The following is a 25,212-nucleotide window of genomic DNA, read 5'->3' on the forward strand; positions in this document are numbered from 1 at the left end:
ATAAACGGGGGCACCGACGGTTTCCGCCGGTGCCCCCGCGGGCCTACTTGGCGACGGCCGTGATCAGCTCGCCGTTGGTGGTGTCACCCGACAGTTCCCAGAACATCGCGCCGCCGAGCCCTTGGGTCCTGGCGTAGGAGATCTTGCCGGCGATGGTCGACGGGGTGTCGTAGCTCCACCAGTTGCTGCCGCACTTGGCGTACGCGGTGCCGGCGACCGTGCCGGTCGAGGGGCACGACGTCTTGAGCACCTTGTAGTCCTCGATGCCCTGCTCGTACTTGCCCGGCGCCGGGCCGGTCGCGGTGCCGCCCGGGGCGCTCTGCGTGACGCCGGTCCAGCCGCGGCCGTAGAAGCCGATGCCCAGCAGCAGCTTGCTCGACGGGACGCCCTTGCTCTTGAGCTTCTGGATCGCGGCGTCGGAGTAGAAGCCGGCGGTCGGGATGCCCGAGTAGGACGTCAGCGGCGAGTGCGGGGCCGTCGGGCCCTGCGCGGCCCACGCGCCGAAGTAGTCGTACGTCATCACGTTGTACCAGTCGGCGTACTGGGCGGCGCCGCCGTAGTCGGCCGCGTCGATCTTGCCACCGTTCGTGCCGTCGGCGGTGATCGCCGCGGTGACCAGCTTCGAGCCGAACTTGGCGCGCAGGGCCGCCAGGACGTTCTTGAACGCCGCCGCGCCGCTCGTGTCGCAGGACAGGCCGCAGGCGTTGGGGTACTCCCAGTCGATGTCGATGCCGTCGAAGACGCCGGCCCAGCGCGGGTCGTTGACGAGGTTGTAGCAGGAGTTCGCGAACGCCGTGGGGTTCTGCGCGGCCTGCGCGAAGCCGCCCGACCAGGTCCAGCCGCCGAACGACCACAGCACCTTCAGGCCGGGGTGCTTGGCCTTCAGCTTCTTGAGCTGGTTGAAGCTGCCGGCGAGGGGCTGGTCCCAGGTGTCGGCGACGCCGTCGACGCTGCCCGCGGCGTCGTAGGTCTTCTGGTAGTCGGCGTAGGCGTCGCCGATCGCGCAGCCGCCGTTCGTCACGTTGCCGAACGCGTAGTTGATGTGCGTCAGCTTGCTCGCCGAGCCCGACGTCTCGATGTTCTTGACGTGGTAGTTGCGGTCGTAGACACCCCACTCGGTGAAGTAGCCGACCACCTTGCCGACGGAGGCTTCGGTCGCGGCGGTGGCCGCGGGGGCCGTCGCGCCACCCGCGACGAGGCCCGCGGCGGCCGCCACGGTCAGCAGCGCCGAGAAGCTCTTCCTGCGGAAACGGGACATGCGTTCTCCCTTCGGAGAATTACCGACACCAACGGGGACCACGTGGTGGAGACCACACCTACCGTAAGTGGACTAGACCACTAGGTCAATGGTTCAGACCAAGTCGGAGAGTGGTGCATGCCTTGACAGGAATATGCCCGGCAGAGCACATTTCGGGGGTGATGCAGACCTTCGAGGTGCTCGCCGAGCCCCGCCGCCGCACGATCCTGGACCTCCTCCGCGACGGCGAGCGTTCGGTGGGCGAGCTGGTCGACGAGCTCGAGCTGAGCCAGCCGGCGGTGTCGAAGCACCTGCGGGTGCTGCGGGAGGCCGGGCTCGTGACGGTGCGCGTGGCGGCCCAGCGCCGGTGCTACGCCCTGAGGCCGGAACCGCTGGCCGAGGTCGACGCGTGGCTGGCGCCCTACCGCCGGTTCTGGTCGGAACGGCTCGACGCGCTGGAACGCCGCCTGGACGAGACCGACCCGGCCTGAGGGCGGCCTCCGCTCCGCTGCGGCGCGAAGCCTCCGTCGAGGGTGGTGGCGGGGCATGGAGGCAGCCCCGAACGCCATCGGCGCTGGGCCGCCGCCGTCAGGGCCGCCCGGTCGCCGGTTCGAACTCGATGCCTTTCTCGGCCGCGCGGCGCTCGCCCCACTCGTACAGGGCCGTCAGGGCCGGGCGGAGCTCCTCCCCCACCTCCGTCAGGTGGTACTCGACGTGCGGGACCCGGCCGCCGAGTTCGTCGCGGCGGACGATGCCGTCCGCCGCCAGCTCGCGCAGCTGCTGGGTCAGCATCTTCTCGCTCACCCCCGGCATCCGGCGCCGCAGCTCGCCGTAGCGGTGGGCGCCCTCCTTGAGGTGGGCCAGGATCACCGGCTTCCACTTGCCGCCGATCAGGTCGACGGCCAGCTCGGCCGCGCAGTGGTAGCGCTTCATCCCGCTCTCCCTACGCACCGGAAAGTACGTGGTTGCCCGGCCGGGCCGCCGCTGGTTGCCTGAACCGGTGATCGTCGAATACCTCCGCTACACCGTGCCAGAATCCGCGGCCCGTGACTTCGAAAAGGCCGCCGCCGGCCACCGGTTCGAACGCGCGCCGGGCCGGTACCTCGTGCGGGCCGAAGCCCCCTTCGCCGGCATCGAAGGCTTCACGCCCGACGGCGAACCCGAGCGCTACGAAACCACCACGCCGACGCTCTACGAGTGGGCCGGCGGCCGCGACGCCCTCGTCAAGCTGCTGACGATCTTCTACGGCCACGTCCTCGAAGACCCGCTGCTCGAACCCGTGTTCCGCCACATGGACCCGCACCACGCCGAGCACGTCGCCGTCTGGCTCGGCGAGGTCTTCGGGGGCCCGGCCGGCTACTCGGGCGCCCACGGCGGGCACGCCCACATGATCGGCCGCCACCTCGGCCGCGGGATCACCGAGCAGCAGCGCCGCCGCTGGGTGAGCCTGCTGCTCGACGCCGCCGACGAAGCCGGCCTGCCCGGCGACCCCGAGTTCCGGGCCGCGTTCGCCGGCTACGTCGAGTGGGGCAGCCGGCTGGCCGTCGTGTTCTCGGCGCCCGGCGCCGAGCCCAACCTGCACGAACCCGTCCCGCACTGGGACTGGCCGAGGCCTCCCTGGCAGCCGCCGGCGCCCTAGCCGCATAGTGAGGGCAGTCGGAAGGAGGCCGCCCTTGATCCGGGTCGACGGCCGGACCCTGCGGTGCGCGGACGTCGTGACCGCGGCGCGCACGGAGGGACCGCTGGACATCGACGTCTCGATCGCGGCGCTGCGCGCGGCCGAGCACGCGTGGAAGCTCGCGGAAGACCTGAGCACGCGGCGGGTGGTCTACGGCCGCACCACCGGTGTCGGCGCCAACAAGGACGACACCGTCGCGAGCTCGCAGGAGCACGGGCTGCGGCTCCTGCGCAGCCACGCGGGCGGCAGCGGCGACCCCATGCCGCCGGGCCAGGTGCGGGCGATGCTGCTGATCCGGCTCAACCAGCTGCTGACCGGGCGGTCCGGGATCAGTCCCGAGCTGATCGGCGCGCTGGCCGAGGCGGTCCGCACCGGCGCGCTGCCGCTGGTGCACCGGCTCGGCGCGATCGGCACCGGCGACCTCGCGCCGCTGGCCGAGACGGCGCTGGCCCTGACCGGCGAGCGGCCGTGGGAGGCCGGGCACGTGCCGCCGGTGGCGGTGCACGCGGGTGACGCGCTGGCGTTCATGAGCAGCAATGCCGCGACACTCGCCGAAGCGACCCTCGCGGCGATGCGGCTCGACACGCTGACCCGGGCGAGCCACGCCGTCGCGGCGCTGACCTACGTCGCGCTCGACGGCAACCCCGAGGCGTACGCGACGCCGGTGCACGAAGCGCGTCCCCACGCCGGGCAGGTCGCGTGCGCGGCCGAGATGCGGCGGCTGCTGGGCATGCACCAGACGCCCAAGCCGGGACGGCGGATCCAGGACCCGTTCGGGCTGCGGGCGTTCCCGCAGGTCCAGGGTCCGGCGCTGGACGCGATCCACTACCTGCGGGACGTCCTCGCCGTGGAGATCAACGCGAGCACGGAGAACCCGATGATCTCGACCGTGCACGGGGACGCCTACCACCACGCGCACTTCCACACGGCGTACGTGTCGACGGCGCTGGACCAGGCCCGCGCGACCGTGCACCAGGTGGCGGAGCTGTCGGTGGCGCGGCTCGGCGACCTGGTGGAGCCGGAGTTCACCGGGCTGCGGCCGTTCCTCGCCGCGGGCCCGGCGGGCAGCTCGGGCGTGATGATCCTCGAGTACGTGGCCCACGACGCGCTGACGGAGCTGCGGCAGGCGGCGCTCCCGGCGACGCTCGGCACGGCCGTCGTCTCCCGCGGCATCGAGGACCACGCGAGCTTCTCGACGCAGGCGGCCCGCGCGGCGACGGCGGCGTGCACGTCGTACGCGCAGGTGCTGGCGTGCGAGCTGGTGGCGGCGGTCCGGGCGTTGCGGATGCGCGAAGCCGACCTGGTGGACCTCCCGGTCCGCGACGCGTTCGAGGCGGCGTCGGCGGTGCTGGACGAGAGCGTCGAGGACCGCCCGCTCACCGCCGACATCGCCGCCGCGGCCGGCGTCCTGGACCGGCTGGCCCGGATCTGACGCCGACCGCGGCAAAGGCGAATCAGCCGAAGAAGACTTCGGCTTCCTGGTAGCGCTCGACCGGGACCGTCTTCAGCTCGGCCGTGGCCTCGGACAGCTTCACGCGGACGATGTCCGTGCCCCTGAGGGCCACCATCACGCCGAAGTCGCCGTCGGCGACCGCGTCGACGGCGTTCAGGCCGAAGCGGGTCGCGAGGACGCGGTCGTAGGCCGTCGGGGTGCCGCCGCGCTGGACGTGGCCCAGGACCACCGCGCGGGACTCCTTGCCGGTGCGGTGGGCGATCTCGTCGGCCAGCCAGGTGCCGATGCCGCCGAGGCGGACGTGCCCGAAGGCGTCCTTCTCGCCGGTGAGCAGCTTCTCCTCGCCGCCCTCGGGCAGCGCGCCCTCGGCGACGACGATGATCGGCGCGAACTCCTTCTCGAAGCGGCGCTCGACCCAGGAGACGACCTGGTCGACGTTGAAGTGCCGCTCCGGCACCAGGATGACGCTCGCGCCGCCGGCGAGGCCGGAGTGCAGCGCGATCCAGCCGGCGTGGCGGCCCATGACCTCGACCACGAGCGCCCGGTGGTGCGACTCGGCCGTGGTGTGCAGCCGGTCGATCGCCTCGGTCGCGATGGAGACCGCGGTGTCGAAGCCGAAGGTGTAGTCGGTGGCGCCCAGGTCGTTGTCGATCGTCTTGGGCACGCCCACGACGCCGACGCCGTCGTCGGTCAGCCGCTTCGCGACGCCGAGGGTGTCCTCGCCGCCGATCGCGATCAGCGCGTCGACGCCCTGGTCGGCGAGGACCTGCTTGATCTTGTCGACGCCGCCGTCGACCTTGTACGGGTTGGTGCGCGAGGACCGCAGGATGGTGCCACCGCGGGTGAGGATGTCTTCGACGTCGTTCAGGCCGAGCGGACGGCTGTCCCCGGTCAGCGGGCCGTTCCAGCCGTTGCGGAAGCCCACGAAGTCCCAGCCGTGCACCTCGATGCCCTTACGCACCACCGCGCGGATCACCGCGTTGAGCCCCGGGCAGTCGCCGCCGCCGGTCAGCACACCGACACGCATGAGAAGCCTCCGTCTGTTCTCTGGAGATGACAGTCACATTTCGTCGCTCGCCAGCGTAGCGGCTCTCGTCTTGATCGGTGCAGCCCGGACCACCTGGAGAATCGGTCCGCGCCCGGGCTGTGCTACGTTGACGCCCATGCAGCGCTATTTCTGGTTTACGAAGCCGGCCCCGGGTGGGCACGGCGGCGTGAACCTGCGCTGACCTCCACCCGAGCCGGATTTCCGAACCGGCTCGGCGCATCTTCCGCGGGTCGGTGTCCACCAGGAAGGACCACCCCGCGATGACGCTCTCCGCAGGCCCCGCCACCATCGGTGACCTCGACGCCGCGCGCACCACCTCGATCAGCCCGCTCATCTCGCCCGCGCTGCTGCGCGAAGACCATCCGGTCGACGCCGCCGTCGCCAAGGTCGTGCGGCACGGCCGCGCCGAGACCGTCGACATCCTCGAAGGCCGGGACGACCGGCTCCTCGTCGTGGTCGGCCCGTGCTCGGTGCACGACCCCGAAGCCGCCCTCGACTACGCCCGCCGCCTGGCCGAGAAGGCCGAGGAACTGCGCGGTGAGCTGCACGTCGTGATGCGCGTGTACTTCGAGAAGCCGCGCACCACGCTGGGCTGGAAGGGCCTGATCAACGACCCGGACCTCGACGGCACCTTCGCCGTCAACAAGGGCCTGCGAATGGCGCGCAAGCTGCTGCTCGACGTCTCCGCGCTCGGCCTGCCGGTGGGCTGTGAGTTCCTCGACCCGATCACGCCGCAGTTCATCGCCGACATCGTCACGTGGGGGTCGATCGGCGCCCGGACCGCGGCGAGCCAGGTGCACCGCCAGCTGTGCAGCGCGCTGTCGATGCCGGTCGGCATCAAGAACTCGACCGAGGGCGACGTCCAGGTGGCGGTCGACGCGACCCGCGCGGCCGCGGCGAGCCACGTGTTCCCCGGCATCAACACCGACGGCCTGGCGGCGCTGCTGACGACGTCCGGCAACCCGGACTGCCACGTGATCCTGCGCGGCCACAACGGCGGCCCCAACTACGACGAGGCGACGGTGGCGGACACCCTGGCCCGGCTGGCGAAGTCGGGCCTGCCGGAGCGGGTGATCATCGACGCTTCGCACGGGAACAGCGGCAAGGACCACGTGCGGCAGGCTTCGGTGGTCCGCGAACTGGCCGCGCGGATCAGCTCCGGTGAGCGCGGGATCGTCGGGCTGATGATGGAGAGCTTCCTCGCGGCCGGGCGCCAGGACCTCGACCTGGGCCACCGTGAGCGGCTGACCTACGGCCAGTCGATCACCGACGCGTGCCTCGCGTGGGACGACACGGCACCACTGCTGGACGAGCTGGCCTCGGCGGTGCGCGCGCGGCGCTGAGAGGTCCCCGGCCTGGGGGTCCCCCGGTTTTTACGTTACCGGGGACCCCCGACAGTTTCGGAGCTCGTCGATTCCGGCGGCCCTCAGCGCAGCAGCGGAAGGGAGCCGACCAGCCGGTCGACGCGTTTGCGCGGGCCGTGCAGGCCGACGCCGACGGTGCCGAGGTCCGCGGTGGCCGTCGCCGCCAGCTTGGCCGTGTACTCCTCATAAGTGCGGCAGCTCTGGGCGAGCGCGCTGAAGGCGACGAAGAAGACCTCGTCGTCTTCGGCGGCGGCCTGGACGATGGCGGCGACCTTTTCGCGCGGGGCCTTCAGGATCGGCAGCGGCAGCCGGATGATCCCGGGGTGGGCGACGCCGTCGGCGTCCTCGACGTCGGCGCCGACGAGGCCGCCCACCCGGTGGCCGAGGGTCACCGACAGGACGCCGGCGGCGTTGGCCGCCAGGCCCGCGGGCAGCTCGTCGCCGACCACGATCGCGCACTTGTCCGCCATCACACGTCCTTCGTCTTCCGGTGGCTGCCCAGGCCGACGCCGGCGAGGACGACGGCGCCGCCCGCCAGCTGCCCCGGCGTCGAGGTCTCGCCCGCCAGCAGCACGGCCCAGCCGAGGCCGGCCACCGGGACGATGTTCAGCAGGTTGACCGCGACGCTCGGATCGAGGCCGCGGAGGCCGTGGTTGTACAGCAGGAACGCCGCGACCGAGCAGAACGCCGCGAGGAACCCGATCCGGAGCAGGGTGCCCCCGGCCGGGACGCTCCAGCGGTCCACCTCCGTCAGCGACAACAGCACGAACCCGCCCGCGCCCGCCAGCGTCTGGTAGTAGGTGACCACGATCGGCGACGCGCCGGAGACGTCCCGGCGCGTCACCAGGTTGTAGACCGCCCACACGACGCCGCCCGCGATGAGGATGAGGTCGCCCCACAGCCGGTGCTCGCCCCCACCGCCGGCCTGCTCGCGCACGACCAGCCAGACGCCGCCGACGGCCAGCAGCATGCCCGTCAGCCGGACGGCGGAGAACGTGGCGCGGCCGGCCAGGACCAGGGTGATGACCGGGTACGCGGCGACGATGAGCGTCGCGTCGGAGGCGGCGGCCAGGTCGACGCCGACGTTCTCCAGCGCGAAGTACGCCGTGATCCCGAGCAGACCGGCGAACCCGATGGACAGCCGCTGCCGCAGCGACGGCAACCGCCGCCGGCCGGTGCGCACGACCACGCCGAGGACGGCCGCGGCGAGGGCGAACCGCAGCGCGCCGAGGGTCATCGGCGGGACTTCCGCCAGCGCCACCTTCGTGACCGCGAACGAGCTGCTCCAGATCAGCGCCGCGGCCAGGACGGCGGCCACGGACAGGCGCCGGGAGGCGGTCGTGGCGGACTCGGTGATCATGGCTTCACCGTAGACAGCGAGCGGAGATATCCCAGGTGACGCCGTGCTAGATTCGGCGCGGCGGGCAAAATCTCGAATCATGCTCGTTTTCAAGGAAGGCGGAGTCCCGGTGGACGAACTTGATGCGGCGCTGCTGACCCTGCTGCAGGAGGACGCCAAGCAGACCAACAAGGAACTCGCCCGGCGCCTGCACATCGCCCAGTCGACCTGCCTCGAACGGGTGCGGGAGCTGACCAGGCGCGGGATCGTGCGCGGCCACACCGTGGACGTCGACCTGAAGAAGATCGGCCGGCCGGTGCAGGCGATGGTCGCGGTGCGGCTGCGCCCGCCGGACCGCGCGGTGATCGAATCGTTCCGCGCGTTCGTGACGGGCCTGCCCGAGGTGCTGTCGGTGTTCGTGATGTCGGGCAGCGACGACTTCCTGCTGCACATCGCGGTCGCCGACAACGATCACCTGAGCGGGTTCATCCTCGACCGGCTGACCCAGCGCAAGGAGATCGTCGACGTCCGGACTTCGGTGATCTTCAACCACTTCCGCCGCACGGTCGTGACACCCCTGTCCCCCGACGGCGACTCCTGACGCCCGGGCACCCCACCAGGAGGTCCCCGCCCGGGGGATCCCCGAATTTCACGTTACCGCGGACCACCGACAGTTCCGGAAGGTCAGTGGCGGCACCGGCGCGGGGGTCAGCGGCGGGGGCAGCAGCGGCATCAGCGCGCGGGGACAGCGCGCGGGCAGCAGCGGCGGCATCGGCGAGGCCGCATCAAAGCGGGGTCGGCGGCATCAGCGAGGCCGCATCAGGGCGCGGGGGCAGCAGCGGCATCAGCGCGCGGGCAGCAGCGGCGGTATCAGCAGCGGCAGAAGCGGCGGCATCAGCGCGGGGGCTGCGGCGGGGGCAGCAGCGGCATCTGCGCGGAGGCACCGGCGGCATCAGCGCGCGGGGCACCGGCGGCATCAGCGCGCGGGCAGCAGCGAGGCCGCATCAGAGCGGGGGCTGCGGCGGGGTCAGCGGCGGCATCAGCGCGGCGGCTGCGGCGGGGGCAGCGGCATCTGCGCGAAGGCACCGGCGGCACCGGCGGTTTCAGCGCGGGCTCAGCGGCGCCGGAAGTACTCCTCGATGATCTCCCAGCGGGCCAGGTTGTGCTTCGCGTCCGCCAGTGCGTCGTGCTGGTCGTTGGGGGCCGCCGGGAGCTTGGGCTTGCCCGCGTCCTCCCAGCGCTGGCGCAGGTCGCGGGTGAAGCGCGGCAGCTGGCGCGGCAGGGCCGGCATCGGGCCCCACAGCTGGGCGAGCGCGACGTGGTCGTACGCGGCGAACCACGCCCACAGCTCGATGCCGCCCGGGGGCTTGCCGAAGAACTCCAGCAGGTCGGTGCGGATCTTCTCGCGGCTGCGCCACGCCGGGTCGGCGGGTGAGGGCAGCTTGTCGAGGACGTTGTCGCGGACCCACGGGCCGGCCTTCGCCGGGTCGAAGTCCGTCGAGACCGCGTAGAACTCGCGGCCCCGCTCGTCGACCACCCCGATCGACACCAGATCGATCGTCACGCCGTCTTCGATGAACTCGGTGTCGTAGAAAAAACGCACTGGTGAACCCTAGTGGGCTAGCCGACCTTCGACTCGGGCACCCGGGCCGCGTCGCGCACCGAAGGCTGTGAAGGCACCTTCGGCTTCACTCCGGCGGCTTCCGCGGCGAGCAGTTCCTTCGCCTTCGCCGCGTAGATGTCGACGTACTCCTGGCCCGACAGCTCCATCAGGGCGTACATGATCTCGTCGGTGATGGACCGCTCGATGAAGCGGTCGCCGGAGAGTCCCTCGTACCGCGAGAAGTCGAGCGGCTTGCCGAAGCGGACCTCGAGGCGGCGCGGCCACCACATCTTGGAGCCGATGGGGTTGACCTTGTCCGTGCCGATCATCGCCACCGGGATCACGACGCCGCCGGACTCCAGGGCGATCCGGGCGACGCCGGTCTTGCCCTTGTACAGCCTGCCGTCCGGGGAACGGGTGCCCTCGGGGTAGATCCCCAGCAGGTGGCCGGCCTTGACCAGGCGGATCGCCGTGTCGAGCGCGGCCTGCGCGGCGTTGCCGCCGGAGCGGTCGATCGGGAACTGCCCGACGCCGGTGAAGAACATCTTCTTGAGCTTGCCCTTGAACCCGGGCTCGGTGAAGTACTCGGACTTGGCCGGGAAGGTCACCTTGCGCTTGACCCGCAGCGGCATGAAGAACGAGTCGGCGACCGCCAGGTGGTTGCCGGCCAGGATCGCGCCCCCGGTTTCGGGGATGTTCTCGGCGCCGACGACCTTGGTCGGCCAGAGCGTCTTGAGCAGCGGTCCGAGGAACACCCACTTCATGAGCCAGTACAGCACCGGTGCCTCAGTCCTCCATCGCAGCTCAACCCCTGGAACCCGCGCCGAACAGCCTACGAAGCCGGAGGGCCGCCGCACAACGGAGACCACCCGGTTACCACTTCGCAGCGATCGATCTCACAGAGAATTCCGGGCCCGGGCGGACCCCCACAACGCCCTCGGGCCGTGAGAGCATGGATGGCCTACACCGCTCACACGGAAGGCGATCGCATGGGCGTGCTCGCCGGCGCGGAACCGTTCGGCCACACCGGTTCGGCCGAAACCGGGTTCCTGCTCTGCCACGGGTTCACCGGCACCCCGGCGAGCATGCGGGCCTGGGGTGACCACCTGGCCGCGGCCGGGTTCACGGTGCGCTGCCCGCTGCTGCCCGGCCACGGCACCCGGTGGCAGGACCTCAACCGCACGACGTGGGAGGACTGGTACGGCGCGGTCCGCGAAGCCCTGCTCGCGCTGCTGGCGACGTGCCGGACCGTGTTCGTCGGCGGCCTGTCGATGGGCGGGACGCTCACCCTGCGCCTGGCCGAGGAGTTCGGCGACCGGATCGCCGGGATCGTGCTGGTCAACCCGTCGGTGACGCGGCTGAAGTGGGACACGCGGCTGCTGCCGGTGCTCGGCCGGGTGGTGCCGTCGGTGCCGGCGATCGCGAACGACATCAAGAAGCCGGGCGAGACGGAGCTGGCCTACCCGCGGACCCCGGTCCGGGCGGCGGCGAGCCTGGCGCGGCTCTGGGCCCTCGTGCGCGCCGACCTCGCGAAGGTGACCCAGCCGGTGCTGCTGCTGCACTCGACGGTCGACCACGTCGTCGAGCCGGTGAACTCGCAGCTGGTGCTGCAGGGGGTTTCGAGCACCGACGTCACCGAGGTGGTGCTGGAGAACAGCTACCACGTCGCGACGCAGGACAACGACGCCGAGGTGATTTTCTCGCGTAGCGTCGAGTTCGCGAAGACGCACGCCGCTCAGCCGGAGGAGACCGCATGAGCAGGAAGGACGGACCGGAGGACGTCGACGCGACGTTCGCCGAGATCGTCGCCGACCTGCGGGCCGACGGGTTCGGGCTCCCCGAGAACGACACCGCCGAAACGCCGCCGGGCATCGCCGGTGCGCCGGGGCCCGCCGCCGGTGCGGAGAACGAGTCGCGGAAGACGCCGGACCGGCCCGCCGAGCCGCCGGCCGTGGACACCCCGCCGGAGCCCGGCTGGCGGTCCGGGGGCACGTCGTGGGACACGACGATCTTCTCCGACGATCCGGCGGACGACGACGAGCACTACGTCCCGCCGGAGCCGCCGCCGCTGCCGCGGCCGAAGATGGGCGCGTTCCTCATCCTGCTGCTGTTCCTGGCCGGGCTGTTCCTGCTGATCCTGCCCGGCGCGATCGGCGTGGGCCCGACGGTGGCGACGCCGCTGGGGATCCTCGCGCTCGCGACGGCGATCGCCCTGCTGCTGCTCCGCGTGCGCCAGGGCCCGCCGCCGGGCGCGGACCCCAGCAACGGCGCCCAGGTCTAATCGGACGGCGATGCACATCGAGTTCAGCCCTTCGCGGCGATCGACCGTCGGCGCGGAGTGGGAGCTCGGCCTCGTGGACCGGCGCAGCGGCGAGCTGTCGTCGGTCGCCGAGCGGATCCTCGAGGCGGTCCGCCCGGACGGCGCGGCCGAGCACCCGAAGATCAAGCAGGAGCTGCTGCTCAACACCATCGAGATCATCACCGGCGTCTGCACCACGATCGCCGAGGTCAAGGCCGACCTGAACGACTCCCTCGACGTCGTCCACGGCGTCGCCGACCCGCTCGGCGTCGAGATGTTCTCGGCCGGGACGCACCCGTTCTCGAACTGGTACCAGCAGAAGGTCACCGACAAGGAGCGCTACGCGAAGCTGATCGACCGGACCCAGTGGTGGGGCCGCCAGATGCTGATCTACGGCGTCCACGTGCACGTCGGGGTCGACCACCGCGAGAAGGTGCTGCCGATCCTCGACGCGCTGCTCAACTACGCGCCGCACCTGCAGGCGCTGTCGGCGTCGTCGCCGTACTGGGGTGCCGAGGACACCGGGTACGCGTCGAACCGGGCGCTGATGTTCCAGCAGCTGCCGACGGCCGGGCTGCCGTTCCAGTTCCGGAAGTGGGCCGAGCTGGAGAGCTACGTCGAGGACATGTTCACCACCGGCGTGATCGACCACTTCTCGGAGATCCGCTGGGACATCCGGCCGTCGCCGAAGCTCGGCACGATCGAGATGCGCGTCTGCGACGGGCTGCCCACCCTGGAGGAGGTCGGCGCGATCTCGGCGCTGACGCAGTGCCTGGTCGACGACTTCAGCGAGCGCCTCGACGACGGCGAGATCCTGCCGACGCTGCCGCCGTGGCACGTCCAGGAGAACAAGTGGCGCGCGGCCCGCTACGGCACCGACGCGATCGTCATCCTGGACGCGGCGGGGCGCGAACGGCTGGTCACCGACGACATCACCGACCTGCTGGACCGGCTCGAGCCGGTGGCGCGGCGGCTGGACTGCGTGGCCGAGCTGTGTGACGTCGAGACGATCCTGCGCCACGGACCCAGCTACCGGCGGCAGCGCGCGGTGGCCGAGCGGCACAAGGGCAGCCTCAAGGCCGTCGTCGCGTCGCTGGTCGCCGAGATGCGCGACGGGATCGTCAAGGACTAGAGGCTGTCCAGCCGGGTCCGGAGCGTGCCCGGGCCGAGGGTCGCCGCGCCGAGGGCCTCCACCCGCCCGCGGAGTTCGCGGTCGGCCGTCGCCACCAGGACCTTGGCGTTCTGCCGCGCGACGACTTCGACGATCTTCGAGTCGCCGTCGGTGTCCGCCGCGACGACCTCGACGCCGGGGACGGCCTCGACGTGCTTGGCCTTGCCTTCGACCACCAGGATCACCCGCGGCCACCAGGTGATCGCCGGGTCGTCCGCGTCCGGCAGGCCCGCCTCGGCCAGCCGGGCGAGCTGGTCGCGGAGGCGCTCGGCGGCGCCGTGCCGGTCGTGCCACCAGCCGTCCGGGCGCGAGCCGACGACGTTGGCGCCGTCGACGACCAGGACCAGTTCGTGGCCGATGCGGTCGCGCAGGTCGGGCCAGGCGGCGGCGAAGTCGCGGTGCAGCCGGTACCCGGGGACGTCGTCGGGGTCCACCCAGCGCACCTCCGCACTTTCGGTGTTCGCGACCCGCGCCTCGGCCCCGTGGGCGAGGGCGAGCACGGTGGTGTAGCTCCAGTCCCCATGGTCCACCACGGACGCCGAGACCGCGCGGAAGGCCTCGCCGGGCACGGAGGCTTCTTCGAACGCTTCGCGGGCGGCCGCGGTGACCGCGGTCTCCCCCGCTTCGATGGCCCCGCCGGGCAACGCCCAGGTGCGGCCGTGGTGCACCCACCAGGCACGGCGCTGGAGGAGGACGCCGCGGGCCGGGTCGACGAGCAGGAGGCCGGCGGCGCCGTAGCGGCCCCAGTGCAGGTGCCCGCAGGAGCAGCGGACGAAGACGCTCGCGGACGGCTGGCTCACCCGACCAGCCTGGCACACTCTCCGGCGTGACCCGGTTCGATCAGCTCAAGCCCGCCTTCTGGGACGACGGCCCCGGCGAGCCGCTGAGCGCCCGCGAGTTCTCCCACGCCGGCCGCGAGCTGGGCGTCCGGCTGCCGATCGAGCTGGGCGAGCTCCTGGGCCAGCGCAACGGCGGCACGGTGGCCGCATCGTTCGACGCCTTCCCGACGAGCGCGCCGACGTCGTGGAGCGAGACGCACGTGCCGTTCGACCAGCTCCTCGGCGTCGGCGGCCGGCTGTCGATCCTGGACTCGCCGTACCTGAGCGGCGAGTGGGACCTGCCCAAGCGGGTGGTGGTGCTGTCGGGCGACGGCCACACGTGGATCGCGCTGGACTACCGCCGCTCGGCCGAGCCGTCGGTGACGTGGTTCGACGTGGAGCTGGAGTCCGAGCTGGCCCTGGCACCGACGTTCCGGGCGTTCCTGGAAGGCCTGGTTCCGTCGGCGAGCTTCCCGGAGGAGTGAGTCAGACCGGGGTCTTCGCCGCTTCCAGGGCCAGGGCCGCCGCCCCCACGATCGCCGTGTCGTCGCCCAGGTGGGCTGTCCTGATCCGGGCCAGGGGCCGGTGCCGGGCCCCCGTGATCGCGCCCGCGTAGTGCTCCCGTGCCTCGTCCAAGAACAACGGCGCCGACTCCGACACTCCGCCGCCGATCACGATGATCTCCGGGTCGAACACGTCCGCCACCAGGGCGAGGCCTTCGCCGAGCCACTTGGCCAGTTCCGCCATCGCCAGCTGGGCGATCGGGTCGCCGTCGCGGGCCGCGCCCGCTACCCGGCGGCCCGTCACCGAACCCGGGTCGCCCGCGACCTGCGGGGCCAGCACCGTCGACCGGCCGGGGTGGCGGGCCAGCAGCTCCACCGCCGTCGCCGCCAGGGCCGTTCCGCTGCAGTAGCGCTCCCAGCAGCCGTACTTGCCGCACGGGCAGGGCCGTCCGCCGCGGACCACTGTCAGGTGACCCAGCTCCGGTGCGACGCCGTAGGCACCGCGGAACAGCTTGCCGTCCAGCAGCAGGCCCGCGCCGATGCCCGTGCCGAGCGCGACCAGCGCCGCCACGTGGGCGCCGCGGGCCGCGCCGAAGCGGTGCTCGCCCACCATCGCCGCGTTGACGTCGTGCTCCAGCAGCACCGGCAGGCCGACGCGCTTCTCGATCCGGTCGGCGACCGGCGCGCCGCGCCACGCCAGGTGCGGCGCGAACATCACCGACCGGCGGTCGCGCGCGACGAACCCGGCCACGGCCAGCCCGACCCCGGCCACCTCGTGCCGGTTGCGCAGGTCCTCGATCACGCCCGCGATGGCGTCCTCGAGGGCGCCTTCCTCGCTCGGTGTCGCGACGCGCGCCGTGTCGAGCAGGGAGCCGCGCTCGTCCACCACGCCGGCCCGGACGCTCGTCCCGCCGACGTCCACCCCTATCGTCCGCACTCAGCTCTCCCGATCCGGCCGCCACTCGTCCCGTCTGCGGACGGTGATGTGCTGCACCCGCGGCGACGCCGCCCCCGCCGGGTCTTCCGCGGGCCGCGGCGCGGGCCGGAACCCGGGCATGTGCACGCCCTCGTCCGGCTCCCAGCGGTCCGCGAGCACCGCGCGCAGCAGGGCGACCAGCTGCGCGAGCTGCTCGACCAGCCGGGCCACCAGCTCGGGCCGTTCACCTCGTACCACGGCGACGATCGCACACAGCGGGCACCACCCGCACGCCGAAGTGTCCGGTTTCGCCTCGTCAGGGGTCCCGTGGCCCGCGGCGACGACGCCCTCCAGCCACGGCGCCGCCTTCTCGGCGACCATTTCCGCGAGCAGGCGGATCTCCTCCGCGAGCCGCGGCCCGTGTTCCTCTTCGCTCACCCGCGTCCCCGGTTCCCGGCCAGGCTCACGACCAGGCCGTCGGCGTCGGATTCCGCGCCGGTGATCCGGCACGGCCGCAGCGACTCCGGCAGGGCGATGAGCCTGCGGAAGCCGTCCACGGTGATCGCCAGGTCGTCGTCGACGCGGGCGAGATCGACCTCGGCGTCCCGCGCGAGCGGGATCGCGATGCGCAGCGTGTACCCGTCCGGCGCCGGCCGCACGCGCAGCAGCGGCGTGACCGGGGTGCCGTTGCCGGCGAGGGGGTCGCGGGTGCCGTAGAGCTCGGCGGCGATCTCCAGGAGCGCGGGCAGCCCGACCGGCTCGACGGCGCGGTGCTCGACGCGGGACACCGCCTCGAACCCGGCGCCGGAGAGCTCGGCCAGCACGGCGTCCTGCTGCGTGCGGCGGGTGCGCAGCCACGACGCGGCGCCGCCGCGCCAGAACCCGGGCGCGGGCATCAGCCGGTTCGCGATCAGGCCGTCGACGGCGATGCCGCGCAGGGCCAGGGAGCTGAGCGTGCGCCGCGCCTCGGCGACGACGACCCGCTCGGGGGTCAGGACGAGCCGGACGGTGGTGACCGACGGCTCGGTGAGCAGCGCGCGCAGGCCGTCCAGGTGGGTGCCGAGGCGGCGCACCGACTCCGTGACACGGCCGCGCCGCCCGAACACGCGGGTCAGGTAGCCGGAGACGGCTTCGGGGAGGGCGAGCAGCCGCAGCGTCTCGGCCGTCGGCCCGCAGTCGACGACGATGGTCTCCCACGGGCCGTCCTCGGCCAGCCGGCGGACCTCGGTGAGGGCGAGCAGCTCGTCGACGCCGGGCAGCACGGTGAGCTCTTCGGCGTCCAAGGTGTCGAGTCCCGCGCCGGCCAGCGCCGCCTGCAGGTCGGCCCGCAGCCGGTGCCAGGTGGTGTCCACCAGGGTGCGCGAGTCGATCTGCACCCCGGACAGCAGAGCGTCCACTTCGGACGGCTCGGCCCCGAGCGGGCGGCCGAAGGCGTCGCCGAGGGAGTGCGCCGGGTCGGTGGACACGACGAGGGTCTTCCTGCCGCGGGCGGCCAGCGCGGCGCCGGTGGCCGCGGCCAGCGTGGTCTTCCCGACACCCCCCTTGCCGGTGAACAGCAGGATCCGCACGCGGCTACCCCTCGGCCCGCTTCTTGAGCTCCTTCAACGCGGTGTCCATGACCATCTTCTCGGCCTTGCGGCGCAGCAGGCCGATCATCGGCAGCGCCAGCTCGACCGACAGCGTGTAGGTGACGCGGGTGCGGCCGCCGAGGTCCTCGAGCGCGTAGCGGCCGTTCTGCGCCTTCTGCATCTGGCCCTTGACCAGGTGCCAGCTGACGCCGAGGCCGTCGTCGTCCCAGTCGTATTCGAGGGTGTAGACGTCCTTGATCGGGCCCGCGTCGAGGGTGAGCTTGACCTGCTTGGCGCGCCCGTCACCGTCGGTGTCGAGGACCTCGGCCTGCCGGACGGCCTTGGCCCATTCCGGGTACGCGGGGAAATCGGCGATCACGGCCATCACCCGGCTGGGCTCGGCGTCGACCTCGATGGACTGTGTGGACTGCTCGGCCATGGTCGAAGCGTAGCCGCCGCGGTTGGTCACCAGCGCAGCACGTACGGCTGCCCGGTCTCCTTGAAGTGGCCCACGTTGCGGCACTCGGTCAGGCCGACCCGGGCGCGGGCGGCGAGGGGCTGGTGCACGTGCCCGAACACCGACCAGCGCGGCCGCTGCGCCCGGATCAGCTCCAGCAGCGCCGCCGAACCGAGCTCGCTGCGGCGGGCGACGACGTCGTAGGTCAGCTCGGGCAGCGCCGGCGGGGCGTGCGTGCAGAGCACGTCGACCTCGGTCAGCGCGGCCACGCTGCGCTCGTAGTCCTCGCGATCCCGCAGGTAGGGGCGCCAGGCGGCGCCCTTGCGGCGGCGCGGGACGACGCCGTCGGGCAGCAGCGCGCCGCCGACGAACCCGAAGCGCAGGCCGCCGACCTCGGCCACCTCGCCGTCCAGGACGTGGATGCCCTCGCCGGCGAACTCGGGCCACAGGGCCGGGGTGTCGACGTTGCCGGGGGTGGCGTAGGTGGGCGCGGTCATCGCCGCGAACAGCGTCGCGTACTGGGCGTGGATGGCCTCGTCGACCGCGCCGGCCGGGTCGTCGAGGCTCGCCCAGAGCGTCCGCGAGTAGGCAACGGTTTCGTCACGGGTGCCCTCGCGGCGCAGCCGCGCGAACTCGCCGACCTTCTCGGCGCCGAACAGGGCGCCCATGATGCCCTTGTCGTGCTCGCGGTAGTCGACGAAGTCCAGCAGGTCACCCAGCACGACCAGGGCGTCGGCCCCGTCACCGGCCCGCTTCAGCGCGTCCGCGTTGCCGTGCACGTCCGAGACGACGTGTACCCGCACCCCTGGTCCCCCTACTTCTCGACGTGGCTGCCCTCGTGGCGCGGAGGCACCCCGGGCTCGCGCCCGTCCTCCAGGATCTCCTTCAGCCCGAGTGCGATCGCCTTCGCCGCCCGCGCCCGCCGGTCGAACTCCCGGCGCAGGTCGCGCGGCGCCAGCGCCCGGGGCGCCCCGGCCGCGTCGGCGGGGGTCGCCCGCAGGAAGTAGTGCAGCAGGGTGCCGTCGAGCACCGGCTCGAGCCAGACCTCCATCGTACCGACGAGCGCTCCGGTCACGGTCCAGCGCAGACCCTGGTCGCCCCGGTCGGTGTAGACCTCCAGGACCAGGTCGGGCCAGTGGCGCCGCCAGGACGCCGGATCGGCGAAGGCCGCGGCCACGGTGGCCGGCGGAACGGCGAGGAACGTCTCGTCGACGATGTCGAGTGAGGGTGGCGCGTTCACGTGCGAAGAATGTCACGCCCTCGCCGCGCGACGGCGATCAGCATGGTCTTAAGGTGCACACCACGCTAAGTTGACTGGCGGGTAACAGCGGTGTCGCCCGCCGCACGCGTTGAACACGGAGGTCCACGTGCGCGAATACAGCGCTCCCGCCGGCAAGCCGGTGGCCGACGACGAGAACATGTCCGATGTCGTCTGGGCGAACGCCGAGCGGTTCTCCGACGTGGTGAGCTTCCGCCGCCAGGTCGACGGGACCTGGCTGGACGTGACCGCCAAGGAGTTCGCCGGCGAGGTGCTGGCCGTGGCCAAGGGCATGGCCCAGGCCGGGATCGCCCGCGGCGACCGCGTCGCGATCATGTCGAAGACCCGCTACGAGTGGACGCTCATCGACTTCGCGATCTGGGCGGCCGGGGCGGTGACCGTCCCGATCTACGACACCTCCTCCCCCGAGCAGGTGGCCTGGATCCTCTCCGACTCGGCCGCGAAGGGCGTGTTCGTCGAGACGACCGCGCACGCGAAGGCCGTCGAAGAGGTCCGCGACCGGCTCCCCGAGCTGGCGAACACGTGGCAGATCGAGGGCGATTCCCCCGCCGTCGAAGAACTCGCCGCGCTGGGCGCTTCGCTCTCGGACGACGAGCTGCACGACCGGCGCCGCGAGGTGTCCGCGGACGAGCTGGCCACGATCGTCTACACGTCCGGGACCACCGGCCGCCCCAAGGGCGTCGAGCTGACCCACCGCAACCTCCTGGCCGAGATCCGCGCCGACATCGAGGCGTTCCCGCAGCTGATGGAGCAGGGCAACTCGCTGCTGTGCTTCCTGCCGCTGGCGCACGTGCTGGCCCGCGCGATCGCCGTGACCGCGCTCACCGCCCGCGTCACCCTGGGGCACACCCCGGACGTCAAGAACCTGGTCGCCGACCTCGGCACGTTCCGGCCGACGTTCGTCGTCGCGGTGCCGCGCGTGTTCGAGAAGGTCTACAACTCGGCGAAGCAGAAGGCCCACAGCGAGGGCAAGGGCAAGATCTTCGACGCCGCCGAGGCCACGGCCGTGGCCTACAGCGAGGCCCAGGACAAGGGCGGCGCCGGCGTCGGGCTCAAGCTGAAGCACCTGGCGTTCGACAAGCTCGTCTACGGCAAGCTGCGCGCGGCCCTCGGCGGCCGCTGCGTGGCCGCGGTCTCCGGCGGCGCCCCGCTGGGCGCGCGGCTGGCGCACTTCTTCCGCGGCATCGGCGTCCCGGTGTTCGAGGGCTACGGCCTGACCGAGACCTCCGCGGCGGCGAACGTCAACACCCAGACGGCGTTCCGCGTCGGGACGGTCGGCAAGCCGGTCAACGGCACGTCGGTCCGCATCGCCGACGACGGCGAGGTGCTGCTCAAGGGCGACGTCGTCTTCCGGGCCTACTACAACAACCCGCAGGCGACGGCCGAAGCGCTCACCGACGGCTGGTTCCACACCGGCGACCTCGGCGAGCTCGACGCCGACGGCTTCCTCAAGATCACCGGCCGCAAGAAGGAGATCATCGTCACGGCGGGCGGCAAGAACGTCGCCCCGTCCGGCCTCGAGGACACCATCAAGGCGGCCCCGCTGGTCAGCCAGGCGATGGTGGTCGGCGACCAGCGGCCGTTCATCGCGGCGCTGGTGACGGTGGACGAGGAGTACTTCCCCTCGTGGAAGTCCCAGCACGGCAAGCCTTCGTCCGCCACGGTCGCGGAGCTGGCCTCGGACCCGGACCTGGTCGCGGAGATCCAGGCCGCGGTCGACGAGGCGAACAAGCAGGTGTCGAAGGCCGAGGCGATCAAGAAGTTCACGGTGCTGGCCAACGACTTCACCGAGCAGGGCGGCGAGATCACGCCGAGCCTGAAGCTGAAGCGCAACGTCGTCACGAAGAACTACGCCGACGCGATCGAAGGCCTCTACAAGAAGTAGCTCCGAGCTTCGTGAAGGGCACATCGGACCTCGATGTGCCCTTCACGGCCTTCACGGGGTGCGCCGGGCGGCGACGAAGTCGCGGTACCAGCGGTAGCTCGCCCTCGGCGTGCGCTCCTGGGTGGCGTAGTCGACGTGCACCAGGCCGAACCGGTGCTTGTACCCGTGGGCCCACTCGAAGTTGTCCAGCAGCGACCAGCAGAAGTAGCCCCGCAGGTCGACCCCCGCCGCCGCGGCGGTGCGGGCGGCCTCGATGTGGTCGCTCAGGAACGTGATGCGCTCGTAGTCGGCGAAGTCGCTCCGGTCGGCGTACACGCAGCCGTTCTCGGTGACGTACATCGGGGGCAGGCCCGGGTAGCGGTTGTGCAGGCCCACCAGGGCTTCGGTGAGGCCTTCCGGCTCGACCGGCCAGCCCATGCCCGTGCGCGGGACGTCCGGCAGGCGCGTGGTGTCGACGCCGATGTCGGCCACCGTGCGGCGGGCCGGGTCCGGCTCGCGGTGCGGCGCGTCCGCGACGTGCAGCCGGTAGTAGTAGTTGACGCCCAGGTAGTCGAGGGGCTGCCCGATCGTCTCCAGGTCGCCTTCGTGGCGGAAGGAGAAGTCCGAGACGCCGTCGAACATCGCCGTCAGCCCCGGCGCGTACCGGCCGCCGAACAGCGGGTCCGTGAACTGGCGGCGCAGCAGCGTGTCCTGCCGGGCCGCCGCGGCGGCGTCCGCGGCCGAGTCCGACACCGGCACGACCGGCGACTGGTTGAGCACGATCCCGAACTGGTGCTGGGGCGGCGCCTGCTCGCGCATGGCCCGCACCGCCAGGCCGTGGCCGAGCAGCAGGTGGTGGGCGGCGGCGAGCGCGCCGTGGCCCTCCCGCGCGCCCGGCGCGTGCCGCCCTTCGCCGTAGCCCGCGACCGCGCACGGGTACGGCTCGTTCAGCGTCGTCCAGTGGTCGACGACGTCGCCGAGTTCGTCGTGCACCAGCGCGGCGTAGTCGGCGAACCGCGACGCCGTGTCGCGCGAGCGCCAGCCGCCGGCGTCCTCCAGTGCCTGCGGCAGGTCCCAGTGGTACAGCGTGAGGAACGGCTCGATCCCCTTCTCCCGCAACGCTTCCACGAGCCGCCGGTAGAAGCCGAGACCCCGGCGCTCGACCTCGCGCCCGTCCGGCTGCACCCGCGGCCAGGACACCGAGAAGCGGTAGGAGTCCACGCCGAGGTCGCCGAGCAGGTCGAGGTCCTGGGGCCAGCGGTGGTAGTGGTCCGCCGCCGGCTCGCCGGTGTCGGCCCCGGCCACGGCGCCGGGGACCGCCGCGAAGGTGTCCCAGATGGACGGTCCGCGGCCGTCGGATCGGGTCGCGCCCTCGATCTGGAACGCCGAGGTGGCGACGCCCCAGCGGAAGCCGGGCGGAAAACTGGTGGTCACGATGAGCTCCGGGAGGTCAGCCCTTGAGCGCGCCCTGCATGATGCCGCCGACGATCTGGCGGCCGAACAGCAGGAACACGAGGAGGACGGGGACGGTGCCGATGGTCGCGGCGGTGAGCACGAGGGTGTAGTCGGTGGTGTACCCACTGGCCAGGGTGGACAGTGCGGTCTGGACGGTCGGGTTCTCCGGCACCAGCACCACCAGTGGCCAGAAGAAGTCGTTCCACGCCTGCATGAAGGTGAACAGGCCGAGCACCGCCGCGGCCGGGCGGGCGGCGGGCAGCGCCACGTGCCAGAACAGCCGCAGCGACCCGCAGCCGTCCATCCGCCCGGCCTCCAGCAGCTCCAGCGGCAGCGCCCGCTCGAAGTACTGGCGCATGAAGAACACGCCGAACGCGGTGACCAGGCCGGGCACGATCACCGCCTGCAGCTGCCCGGCCCACCCGAAGTCGGCCATCATCATGTACAGCGGCACCACGCCCAGCTCGGTCGGGATCGCCTGGGTGGCGACGACGACGAGCAGCAGCAGGGTCCGCCCGCGGAAGCGCAGCTTGGCGAAGGCGAACCCGGCGAGCGTCGAGAACAGCACCACCGACACCGTGATCGTGCCCGCGACGATCAGCGAGTTCCCCAGCGCCAGGGCGAAGTCCGTCTCGTCGAAGACGCGGGCGATGTTCTCGAACAGGTGCCCGCCGGGCACCAGGACCGGCGGCACGCTGCCGACCGCCTCCGACGTCTGCGAGGAGACGACGAAGGACCAGTACACCGGGAACGCCGAGCCGGCCAGGATCGCGATCAGCGCGGCGTAGGTCCACGGGCTCGCGATCCGCTTGCCCAGCCGCCGGACCCGGCCCGGCGGGGTGGCCGGCGGGGCCGGGGCCGCCGGGGTCAGCACGGAAGTCATGTCCGCTCCTCAGTCCGTTTGGATGCGCCGGGTCACCAGGTACGACACGCCCGCGACGAGCATCGTGGCCACGGCCAGCACGAGCGCGATCGCCGAGCTGTAGCCGAAGTCGTACTTGGTGAAGCCCTGCTCGTAGAGGTAGAGCGCGGCGGTCTGGAACTGGCGGTCGGAGCCGCCGGTGGCGGCCGCGGTGCCGGGGTTGAACAGCAGCGGCTCGGCGAGCAGCCGCATGTTCCCGGTCGTCGCGATCACCGTCGAGAAGATGATCTGCGGCCGCAGCAGCGGCACCGTGATCCGCCAGAACTGCTGCCACCCGCGGGCGCCGTCGAGGGTGGCGGCCTCGTACATGCTCGACGGGATCGCCTGCATCGACGCCAGGAAGATCAGCGCGTGGTAGCCGGTCCAGCGCCACACCACCATCGCCGCGATGGCGGTGTGGGAGCTGGCGGTGCCGGCCTGCCAGTCGACCTGGCCGGCCCCGAACCAGCTCAGCACCCAGTTGACCAGCCCGAAGTCCCGGCCGAACAGCTGCGCGAAGATGATCGTCACCGCCGCCACCGAGGTGATGTTCGGCAGGATCATGCCCATCCGGAACAGCGTCCGGCCGCGCAGCCTGCGGTTGAGCAGGTGCGCGATGCCGAGCGCGAACAGGATCTGCGGGATCGTGGTCAGCAGCCACAGGCTGACCGTGTTCCCCATCGCGTTCCAGAAGTACGGGTCGTGGAACAGCAGCTGCTCGTAGTTGCCGAACCCGATGAACGTCGCGCCCTCGGCGTCGAGCAGGTTGCGCTTCTGCAGCGACACGAAAGCCGTGTACAGCAACGGGAACAACCCGAAGACGCCGAAGATCAGGAAGTACGGGCTGATGAAGCCGAACGGCGAGAGCTTGACGTCCCAGTGGTGCCGCCGGTCGGCGAAGCTCAGCGGTTTCCCCGCCATCACTTGATCTTCGCGACGTCACCGACCAGCTGCTGCCACGCCGCCGGGCCGTCCTGCTTGCCCTGCTCGACGCGCTGCATCGCGTTGCCGAACTCCGTCTGGACGTCGCCGGCCTTCGGGCCCTGGTACTGCGGGTTCAGCTTCTTCGCCGCGTCCGTGAACAGCTTGCCGACGGGCGCGTTGTTGAAGAACGGGTTCGTGTAGCCGGTGATCTTCGGGTCGTCGTAGAGCGACGGCGTCGAGGGCAGCAGGCCCTTGCTGGTGAAGACCTTCGCCTGCTGTTCGGGCGCGGTCAGCCACGCGGCGAGCTCGGCGGCCTCCTGGGTGTGCTTGCCCTGCTTGGGCACGGTCAGGTACGAGCCGCCCCAGTTGCCGCCCCCGCCGGGCACGCTCGCGATGTCCCACTTGCCCGCGGTGTCCGGGGCCTGGTCCTTGATCTTGGTCATCATCCAGGCCGGGCACGTCACGGTGGCGAACTGGCCCTGGGTGAAACCGGTGTTCCAGGTCGGCGTGCTGTAGAGCAGGCCGGCGCTCAGGTTCGCCTTGACGGCGTCGACGACCTGGTCCCAGCCGGTCCGCAGGGCGGGGTTGCTGGCGACGACGAGCTGGTCGTTCTGGTCGTAGTACCCGACGGGCGCCTGGCCGAAGATCGCGTTGAGCACGGTCGGGCCGCCGTCCATCCACTTGACGCCGTTCGGCGCCTGGGCCTGGAAGCGCTTCCCCGCGTCGAAGAACGCCTGCCAGGTCGGCCACAGCGCGGAGACGGCCTCCCGGTCCTCGGGCAGCCCGGCGGTCTTGAACATGTCCCGGCGGTAGCAGATGGCCAGGCCGCCGACGTCGGTGCCGTAGCCGATCTGCTGCCCGCCCTTGGCCAGCGACGCCGCCCACTTCCAGCCCAGCCAGCGGTCCTTGAGCTTGTCGCCGCCGACGGTGTTGAGGTCGACGAACTTGTCCGGCGTCGCCTTGAACTGGGCGACGTAGCCGGTGTCGATCGCCTCGATGTCCGCGGCTCCGCCCCCGGTGGCCAGGTGCGCGGCGAGGTTCTTGTGGTGGTCGGAGTAGGACGCGGTCCGCTCGGTGATCTCGATGCCGGGGTGCGCCGCCTGGTACTCCTTGATCAGATCGGTGTAGCCGAAGTTGCCGAACAGGCCGAGGCTGAGCTTCACCTTGCCGCCGCCGGCCCCGCTGTCGCCGCAGGCGCTCAACGCGGTGACCGCGGCCAGGGCGGCGCACGCCCCGGCGAGCAGGCGGATACGGCGGTTCCTCGTTTTCGGGCGCATGAGATCTCCGTTGTTCTGCGGGCGCACGGGGACACCACGGCCGGGACCGGCCGGGCGG

The 25,212-nt window shown here is 72.0% G+C and carries 28 protein-coding genes; 10 read left to right on the top strand and 18 right to left on the bottom strand.

From position 1 onward, the window contains the following. Positions 1-43: 43 nt before the first annotated feature. Positions 44-1,258 carry a glycoside hydrolase family 18 protein gene (locus ACH54P_RS16165; RefSeq protein WP_489913493.1) on the bottom strand — a complete coding sequence of 405 codons (1,215 nt, stop codon included), beginning with the start codon at positions 1,256-1,258 and terminating at the stop codon, positions 44-46. A gap of 161 nt (positions 1,259-1,419) precedes the next feature. Between ACH54P_RS16165 and ACH54P_RS16170 the strand changes: the two genes are divergently transcribed. Continuing rightward, positions 1,420-1,728, top strand: a complete 309-nt coding sequence (locus tag ACH54P_RS16170; protein ID WP_489913495.1) for an ArsR/SmtB family transcription factor — start codon at positions 1,420-1,422, stop codon at positions 1,726-1,728. A gap of 97 nt (positions 1,729-1,825) precedes the next feature. Here ACH54P_RS16170 and ACH54P_RS16175 read toward each other — a convergent pair whose 3' ends face one another. Continuing rightward, a complete protein-coding gene (locus ACH54P_RS16175; protein WP_489913497.1) occupies positions 1,826-2,170 on the bottom strand; it encodes a winged helix-turn-helix transcriptional regulator in 345 nt (114 codons plus the stop codon). Between the two features lie 67 nt (positions 2,171-2,237). On the opposite strand from ACH54P_RS16175, the gene ACH54P_RS16180 reads away from it, so the two are divergent. Next, positions 2,238-2,876 carry a group II truncated hemoglobin gene (locus ACH54P_RS16180; protein ID WP_489913499.1) on the top strand — a complete coding sequence of 213 codons (639 nt, stop codon included), beginning with the start codon at positions 2,238-2,240 and terminating at the stop codon, positions 2,874-2,876. A gap of 34 nt (positions 2,877-2,910) precedes the next feature. Continuing rightward, positions 2,911-4,347: an aromatic amino acid ammonia-lyase gene (locus tag ACH54P_RS16185; RefSeq protein ID WP_489913501.1), complete on the top strand. Its 1,437-nt coding sequence runs from the start codon at positions 2,911-2,913 to the stop codon at positions 4,345-4,347. Positions 4,348-4,369: 22 nt separating this feature from the next. Here ACH54P_RS16185 and ACH54P_RS16190 read toward each other — a convergent pair whose 3' ends face one another. Continuing rightward, positions 4,370-5,395 (bottom strand): 6-phosphofructokinase, encoded by a 1,026-nt coding sequence (locus tag ACH54P_RS16190; protein ID WP_489913503.1) that lies wholly within the window; start codon positions 5,393-5,395, stop codon positions 4,370-4,372. 281 nt (positions 5,396-5,676) lie between these two features. Here ACH54P_RS16190 and ACH54P_RS16195 point away from each other — a divergent pair, with 281 nt between their 5' ends. After that, positions 5,677-6,759, top strand: coding sequence for a 3-deoxy-7-phosphoheptulonate synthase (locus tag ACH54P_RS16195; RefSeq protein WP_489913505.1), 1,083 nt, complete (start codon positions 5,677-5,679; stop codon positions 6,757-6,759). 83 nt (positions 6,760-6,842) lie between these two features. Here the strand turns inward: ACH54P_RS16195 and ACH54P_RS16200 are convergent, their stop codons facing one another. Continuing rightward, positions 6,843-7,250 carry a DUF2000 domain-containing protein gene (locus ACH54P_RS16200; protein WP_489913510.1) on the bottom strand — a complete coding sequence of 136 codons (408 nt, stop codon included), beginning with the start codon at positions 7,248-7,250 and terminating at the stop codon, positions 6,843-6,845. Further along, positions 7,250-8,140, bottom strand: coding sequence for a DMT family transporter (locus ACH54P_RS16205; protein WP_489913511.1), 891 nt, complete (start codon positions 8,138-8,140; stop codon positions 7,250-7,252). Before ACH54P_RS16205 ends, ACH54P_RS16200 begins: the two co-directional genes overlap by 1 nt. Before the next feature lie 109 nt (positions 8,141-8,249). On the opposite strand from ACH54P_RS16205, the gene ACH54P_RS16210 reads away from it, so the two are divergent. Further along, on the top strand, positions 8,250-8,720 hold the full coding sequence (locus ACH54P_RS16210; RefSeq protein WP_489916462.1) for an Lrp/AsnC family transcriptional regulator: 471 nt from the start codon (positions 8,250-8,252) through the stop codon (positions 8,718-8,720). Positions 8,721-9,233: 513 nt separating this feature from the next. Here the strand turns inward: ACH54P_RS16210 and ACH54P_RS16215 are convergent. Further along, entirely contained in the window at positions 9,234-9,722 is a 489-nt protein-coding gene (locus ACH54P_RS16215; RefSeq protein ID WP_489913513.1) for a polyadenylate-specific 3'-exoribonuclease AS, read from the bottom strand. 17 nt (positions 9,723-9,739) lie between these two features. Further along, positions 9,740-10,501: a lysophospholipid acyltransferase family protein gene (locus tag ACH54P_RS16220; RefSeq protein WP_489913515.1), complete on the bottom strand. Its 762-nt coding sequence runs from the start codon at positions 10,499-10,501 to the stop codon at positions 9,740-9,742. A gap of 210 nt (positions 10,502-10,711) precedes the next feature. Here ACH54P_RS16220 and ACH54P_RS16225 point away from each other — a divergent pair, with 210 nt between their 5' ends. The 3 genes from ACH54P_RS16225 to ACH54P_RS16235 are packed head-to-tail and all read left to right on the top strand — an operon-like array spanning position 10,712 to position 13,153. Continuing rightward, positions 10,712-11,479, top strand: coding sequence for an alpha/beta hydrolase (locus ACH54P_RS16225; RefSeq protein ID WP_489913517.1), 768 nt, complete (start codon positions 10,712-10,714; stop codon positions 11,477-11,479). Then, a complete protein-coding gene (locus tag ACH54P_RS16230; protein ID WP_489913519.1) occupies positions 11,476-12,003 on the top strand; it encodes a hypothetical protein in 528 nt (175 codons plus the stop codon). Before ACH54P_RS16225 ends, ACH54P_RS16230 begins: the two co-directional genes overlap by 4 nt. Positions 12,004-12,013: 10 nt before the next feature. Continuing rightward, a complete protein-coding gene (locus ACH54P_RS16235) occupies positions 12,014-13,153 on the top strand; it encodes a glutamate--cysteine ligase (protein WP_489913521.1) in 1,140 nt (379 codons plus the stop codon). On the opposite strand, the gene ACH54P_RS16240 is transcribed toward ACH54P_RS16235, so the two are convergent. Further along, the gene (locus ACH54P_RS16240; protein WP_489913523.1) at positions 13,150-13,992 is read right to left on the bottom strand and encodes an NUDIX domain-containing protein; all 843 of its coding nucleotides are present in this window, start codon (positions 13,990-13,992) and stop codon (positions 13,150-13,152) included. The genes ACH54P_RS16235 and ACH54P_RS16240 overlap by 4 nt on opposite strands. A gap of 26 nt (positions 13,993-14,018) precedes the next feature. Here ACH54P_RS16240 and ACH54P_RS16245 point away from each other — a divergent pair, with 26 nt between their 5' ends. Then, entirely contained in the window at positions 14,019-14,495 is a 477-nt protein-coding gene (locus ACH54P_RS16245; protein ID WP_489913525.1) for an SMI1/KNR4 family protein, read from the top strand. Position 14,496: 1 nt separating this feature from the next. Here the strand turns inward: ACH54P_RS16245 and ACH54P_RS16250 are convergent, their stop codons facing one another. The 6 genes from ACH54P_RS16250 to ACH54P_RS16275 are packed head-to-tail and all read right to left on the bottom strand — an operon-like array spanning position 14,497 to position 18,694. Then, positions 14,497-15,435 carry an ROK family protein gene (locus tag ACH54P_RS16250; protein WP_489916464.1) on the bottom strand — a complete coding sequence of 313 codons (939 nt, stop codon included), beginning with the start codon at positions 15,433-15,435 and terminating at the stop codon, positions 14,497-14,499. Positions 15,436-15,450: 15 nt separating this feature from the next. Beyond that, positions 15,451-15,867: a hypothetical protein gene (locus ACH54P_RS16255; RefSeq protein WP_489913527.1), complete on the bottom strand. Its 417-nt coding sequence runs from the start codon at positions 15,865-15,867 to the stop codon at positions 15,451-15,453. After that, complete coding sequence (locus ACH54P_RS16260) at positions 15,864-16,997, bottom strand: ArsA family ATPase (RefSeq protein ID WP_489913529.1); 1,134 nt, start codon at positions 16,995-16,997, stop codon at positions 15,864-15,866. The genes ACH54P_RS16255 and ACH54P_RS16260 overlap by 4 nt, the downstream gene beginning before the upstream one ends. Positions 16,998-17,001: 4 nt before the next feature. Then, positions 17,002-17,436 (bottom strand): SRPBCC family protein, encoded by a 435-nt coding sequence (locus ACH54P_RS16265; protein WP_489913531.1) that lies wholly within the window; start codon positions 17,434-17,436, stop codon positions 17,002-17,004. 26 nt (positions 17,437-17,462) lie between these two features. Then, positions 17,463-18,257 (bottom strand): metallophosphoesterase family protein, encoded by a 795-nt coding sequence (locus ACH54P_RS16270; RefSeq protein ID WP_489913533.1) that lies wholly within the window; start codon positions 18,255-18,257, stop codon positions 17,463-17,465. 11 nt (positions 18,258-18,268) lie between these two features. Next, a complete protein-coding gene (locus tag ACH54P_RS16275) occupies positions 18,269-18,694 on the bottom strand; it encodes a polyketide cyclase / dehydrase and lipid transport (RefSeq protein WP_489913535.1) in 426 nt (141 codons plus the stop codon). Positions 18,695-18,821: 127 nt separating this feature from the next. Here ACH54P_RS16275 and ACH54P_RS16280 point away from each other — a divergent pair, with 127 nt between their 5' ends. Next, positions 18,822-20,618 carry an AMP-dependent synthetase/ligase gene (locus ACH54P_RS16280; RefSeq protein WP_489913537.1) on the top strand — a complete coding sequence of 599 codons (1,797 nt, stop codon included), beginning with the start codon at positions 18,822-18,824 and terminating at the stop codon, positions 20,616-20,618. Positions 20,619-20,669: 51 nt separating this feature from the next. Here ACH54P_RS16280 and ACH54P_RS16285 read toward each other — a convergent pair whose 3' ends face one another. Genes ACH54P_RS16285 through ACH54P_RS16300 form a run of 4 tightly spaced genes read right to left on the bottom strand, consistent with a single transcriptional unit; the run spans position 20,670 to position 25,154 of the window. Beyond that, on the bottom strand, positions 20,670-22,031 hold the full coding sequence (locus ACH54P_RS16285) for a GH1 family beta-glucosidase (protein WP_489913539.1): 1,362 nt from the start codon (positions 22,029-22,031) through the stop codon (positions 20,670-20,672). Positions 22,032-22,047: 16 nt separating this feature from the next. Then, on the bottom strand, positions 22,048-22,935 hold the full coding sequence (locus ACH54P_RS16290; RefSeq protein ID WP_489913541.1) for a carbohydrate ABC transporter permease: 888 nt from the start codon (positions 22,933-22,935) through the stop codon (positions 22,048-22,050). A 9-nt stretch (positions 22,936-22,944) separates the two neighbouring features. After that, positions 22,945-23,874: a carbohydrate ABC transporter permease gene (locus ACH54P_RS16295; RefSeq protein WP_489913543.1), complete on the bottom strand. Its 930-nt coding sequence runs from the start codon at positions 23,872-23,874 to the stop codon at positions 22,945-22,947. Further along, on the bottom strand, positions 23,874-25,154 hold the full coding sequence (locus tag ACH54P_RS16300) for an extracellular solute-binding protein (RefSeq protein WP_489913545.1): 1,281 nt from the start codon (positions 25,152-25,154) through the stop codon (positions 23,874-23,876). Before ACH54P_RS16300 ends, ACH54P_RS16295 begins: the two co-directional genes overlap by 1 nt. Positions 25,155-25,212 lie beyond the last annotated feature (58 nt).

Source organism: Amycolatopsis sp. N2S4-7 (assembly GCF_058119595.1).

Excerpts from the sequence above, each read along its gene's own strand:
- ACH54P_RS16195 (WP_489913505.1), top strand. The coding sequence starts at position 5,677 with ATGACGCTCTCCGCAGGCCCCGCCACCATCGGTGACCTCGACGCCGCG.
- ACH54P_RS16190 (WP_489913503.1), bottom strand. The coding sequence starts at position 5,395 with ATGCGTGTCGGTGTGCTGACCGGCGGCGGCGACTGCCCGGGGCTCAAC.
- ACH54P_RS16225 (WP_489913517.1), top strand. The coding sequence starts at position 10,712 with ATGGGCGTGCTCGCCGGCGCGGAACCGTTCGGCCACACCGGTTCGGCC.
- ACH54P_RS16175 (WP_489913497.1), bottom strand. The coding sequence starts at position 2,170 with ATGAAGCGCTACCACTGCGCGGCCGAGCTGGCCGTCGACCTGATCGGC.
- ACH54P_RS16200 (WP_489913510.1), bottom strand. The coding sequence starts at position 7,250 with ATGGCGGACAAGTGCGCGATCGTGGTCGGCGACGAGCTGCCCGCGGGC.
- ACH54P_RS16230 (WP_489913519.1), top strand. The coding sequence starts at position 11,476 with ATGAGCAGGAAGGACGGACCGGAGGACGTCGACGCGACGTTCGCCGAG.
- ACH54P_RS16170 (WP_489913495.1), top strand. The coding sequence starts at position 1,420 with ATGCAGACCTTCGAGGTGCTCGCCGAGCCCCGCCGCCGCACGATCCTG.
- ACH54P_RS16300 (WP_489913545.1), bottom strand. The coding sequence starts at position 25,154 with ATGCGCCCGAAAACGAGGAACCGCCGTATCCGCCTGCTCGCCGGGGCG.
- ACH54P_RS16290 (WP_489913541.1), bottom strand. The coding sequence starts at position 22,935 with ATGACTTCCGTGCTGACCCCGGCGGCCCCGGCCCCGCCGGCCACCCCG.
- ACH54P_RS16235 (WP_489913521.1), top strand. The coding sequence starts at position 12,014 with ATGCACATCGAGTTCAGCCCTTCGCGGCGATCGACCGTCGGCGCGGAG.
- ACH54P_RS16205 (WP_489913511.1), bottom strand. The coding sequence starts at position 8,140 with ATGATCACCGAGTCCGCCACGACCGCCTCCCGGCGCCTGTCCGTGGCC.
- ACH54P_RS16295 (WP_489913543.1), bottom strand. The coding sequence starts at position 23,874 with ATGGCGGGGAAACCGCTGAGCTTCGCCGACCGGCGGCACCACTGGGAC.
- ACH54P_RS16165 (WP_489913493.1), bottom strand. The coding sequence starts at position 1,258 with ATGTCCCGTTTCCGCAGGAAGAGCTTCTCGGCGCTGCTGACCGTGGCG.
- ACH54P_RS16265 (WP_489913531.1), bottom strand. The coding sequence starts at position 17,436 with ATGGCCGAGCAGTCCACACAGTCCATCGAGGTCGACGCCGAGCCCAGC.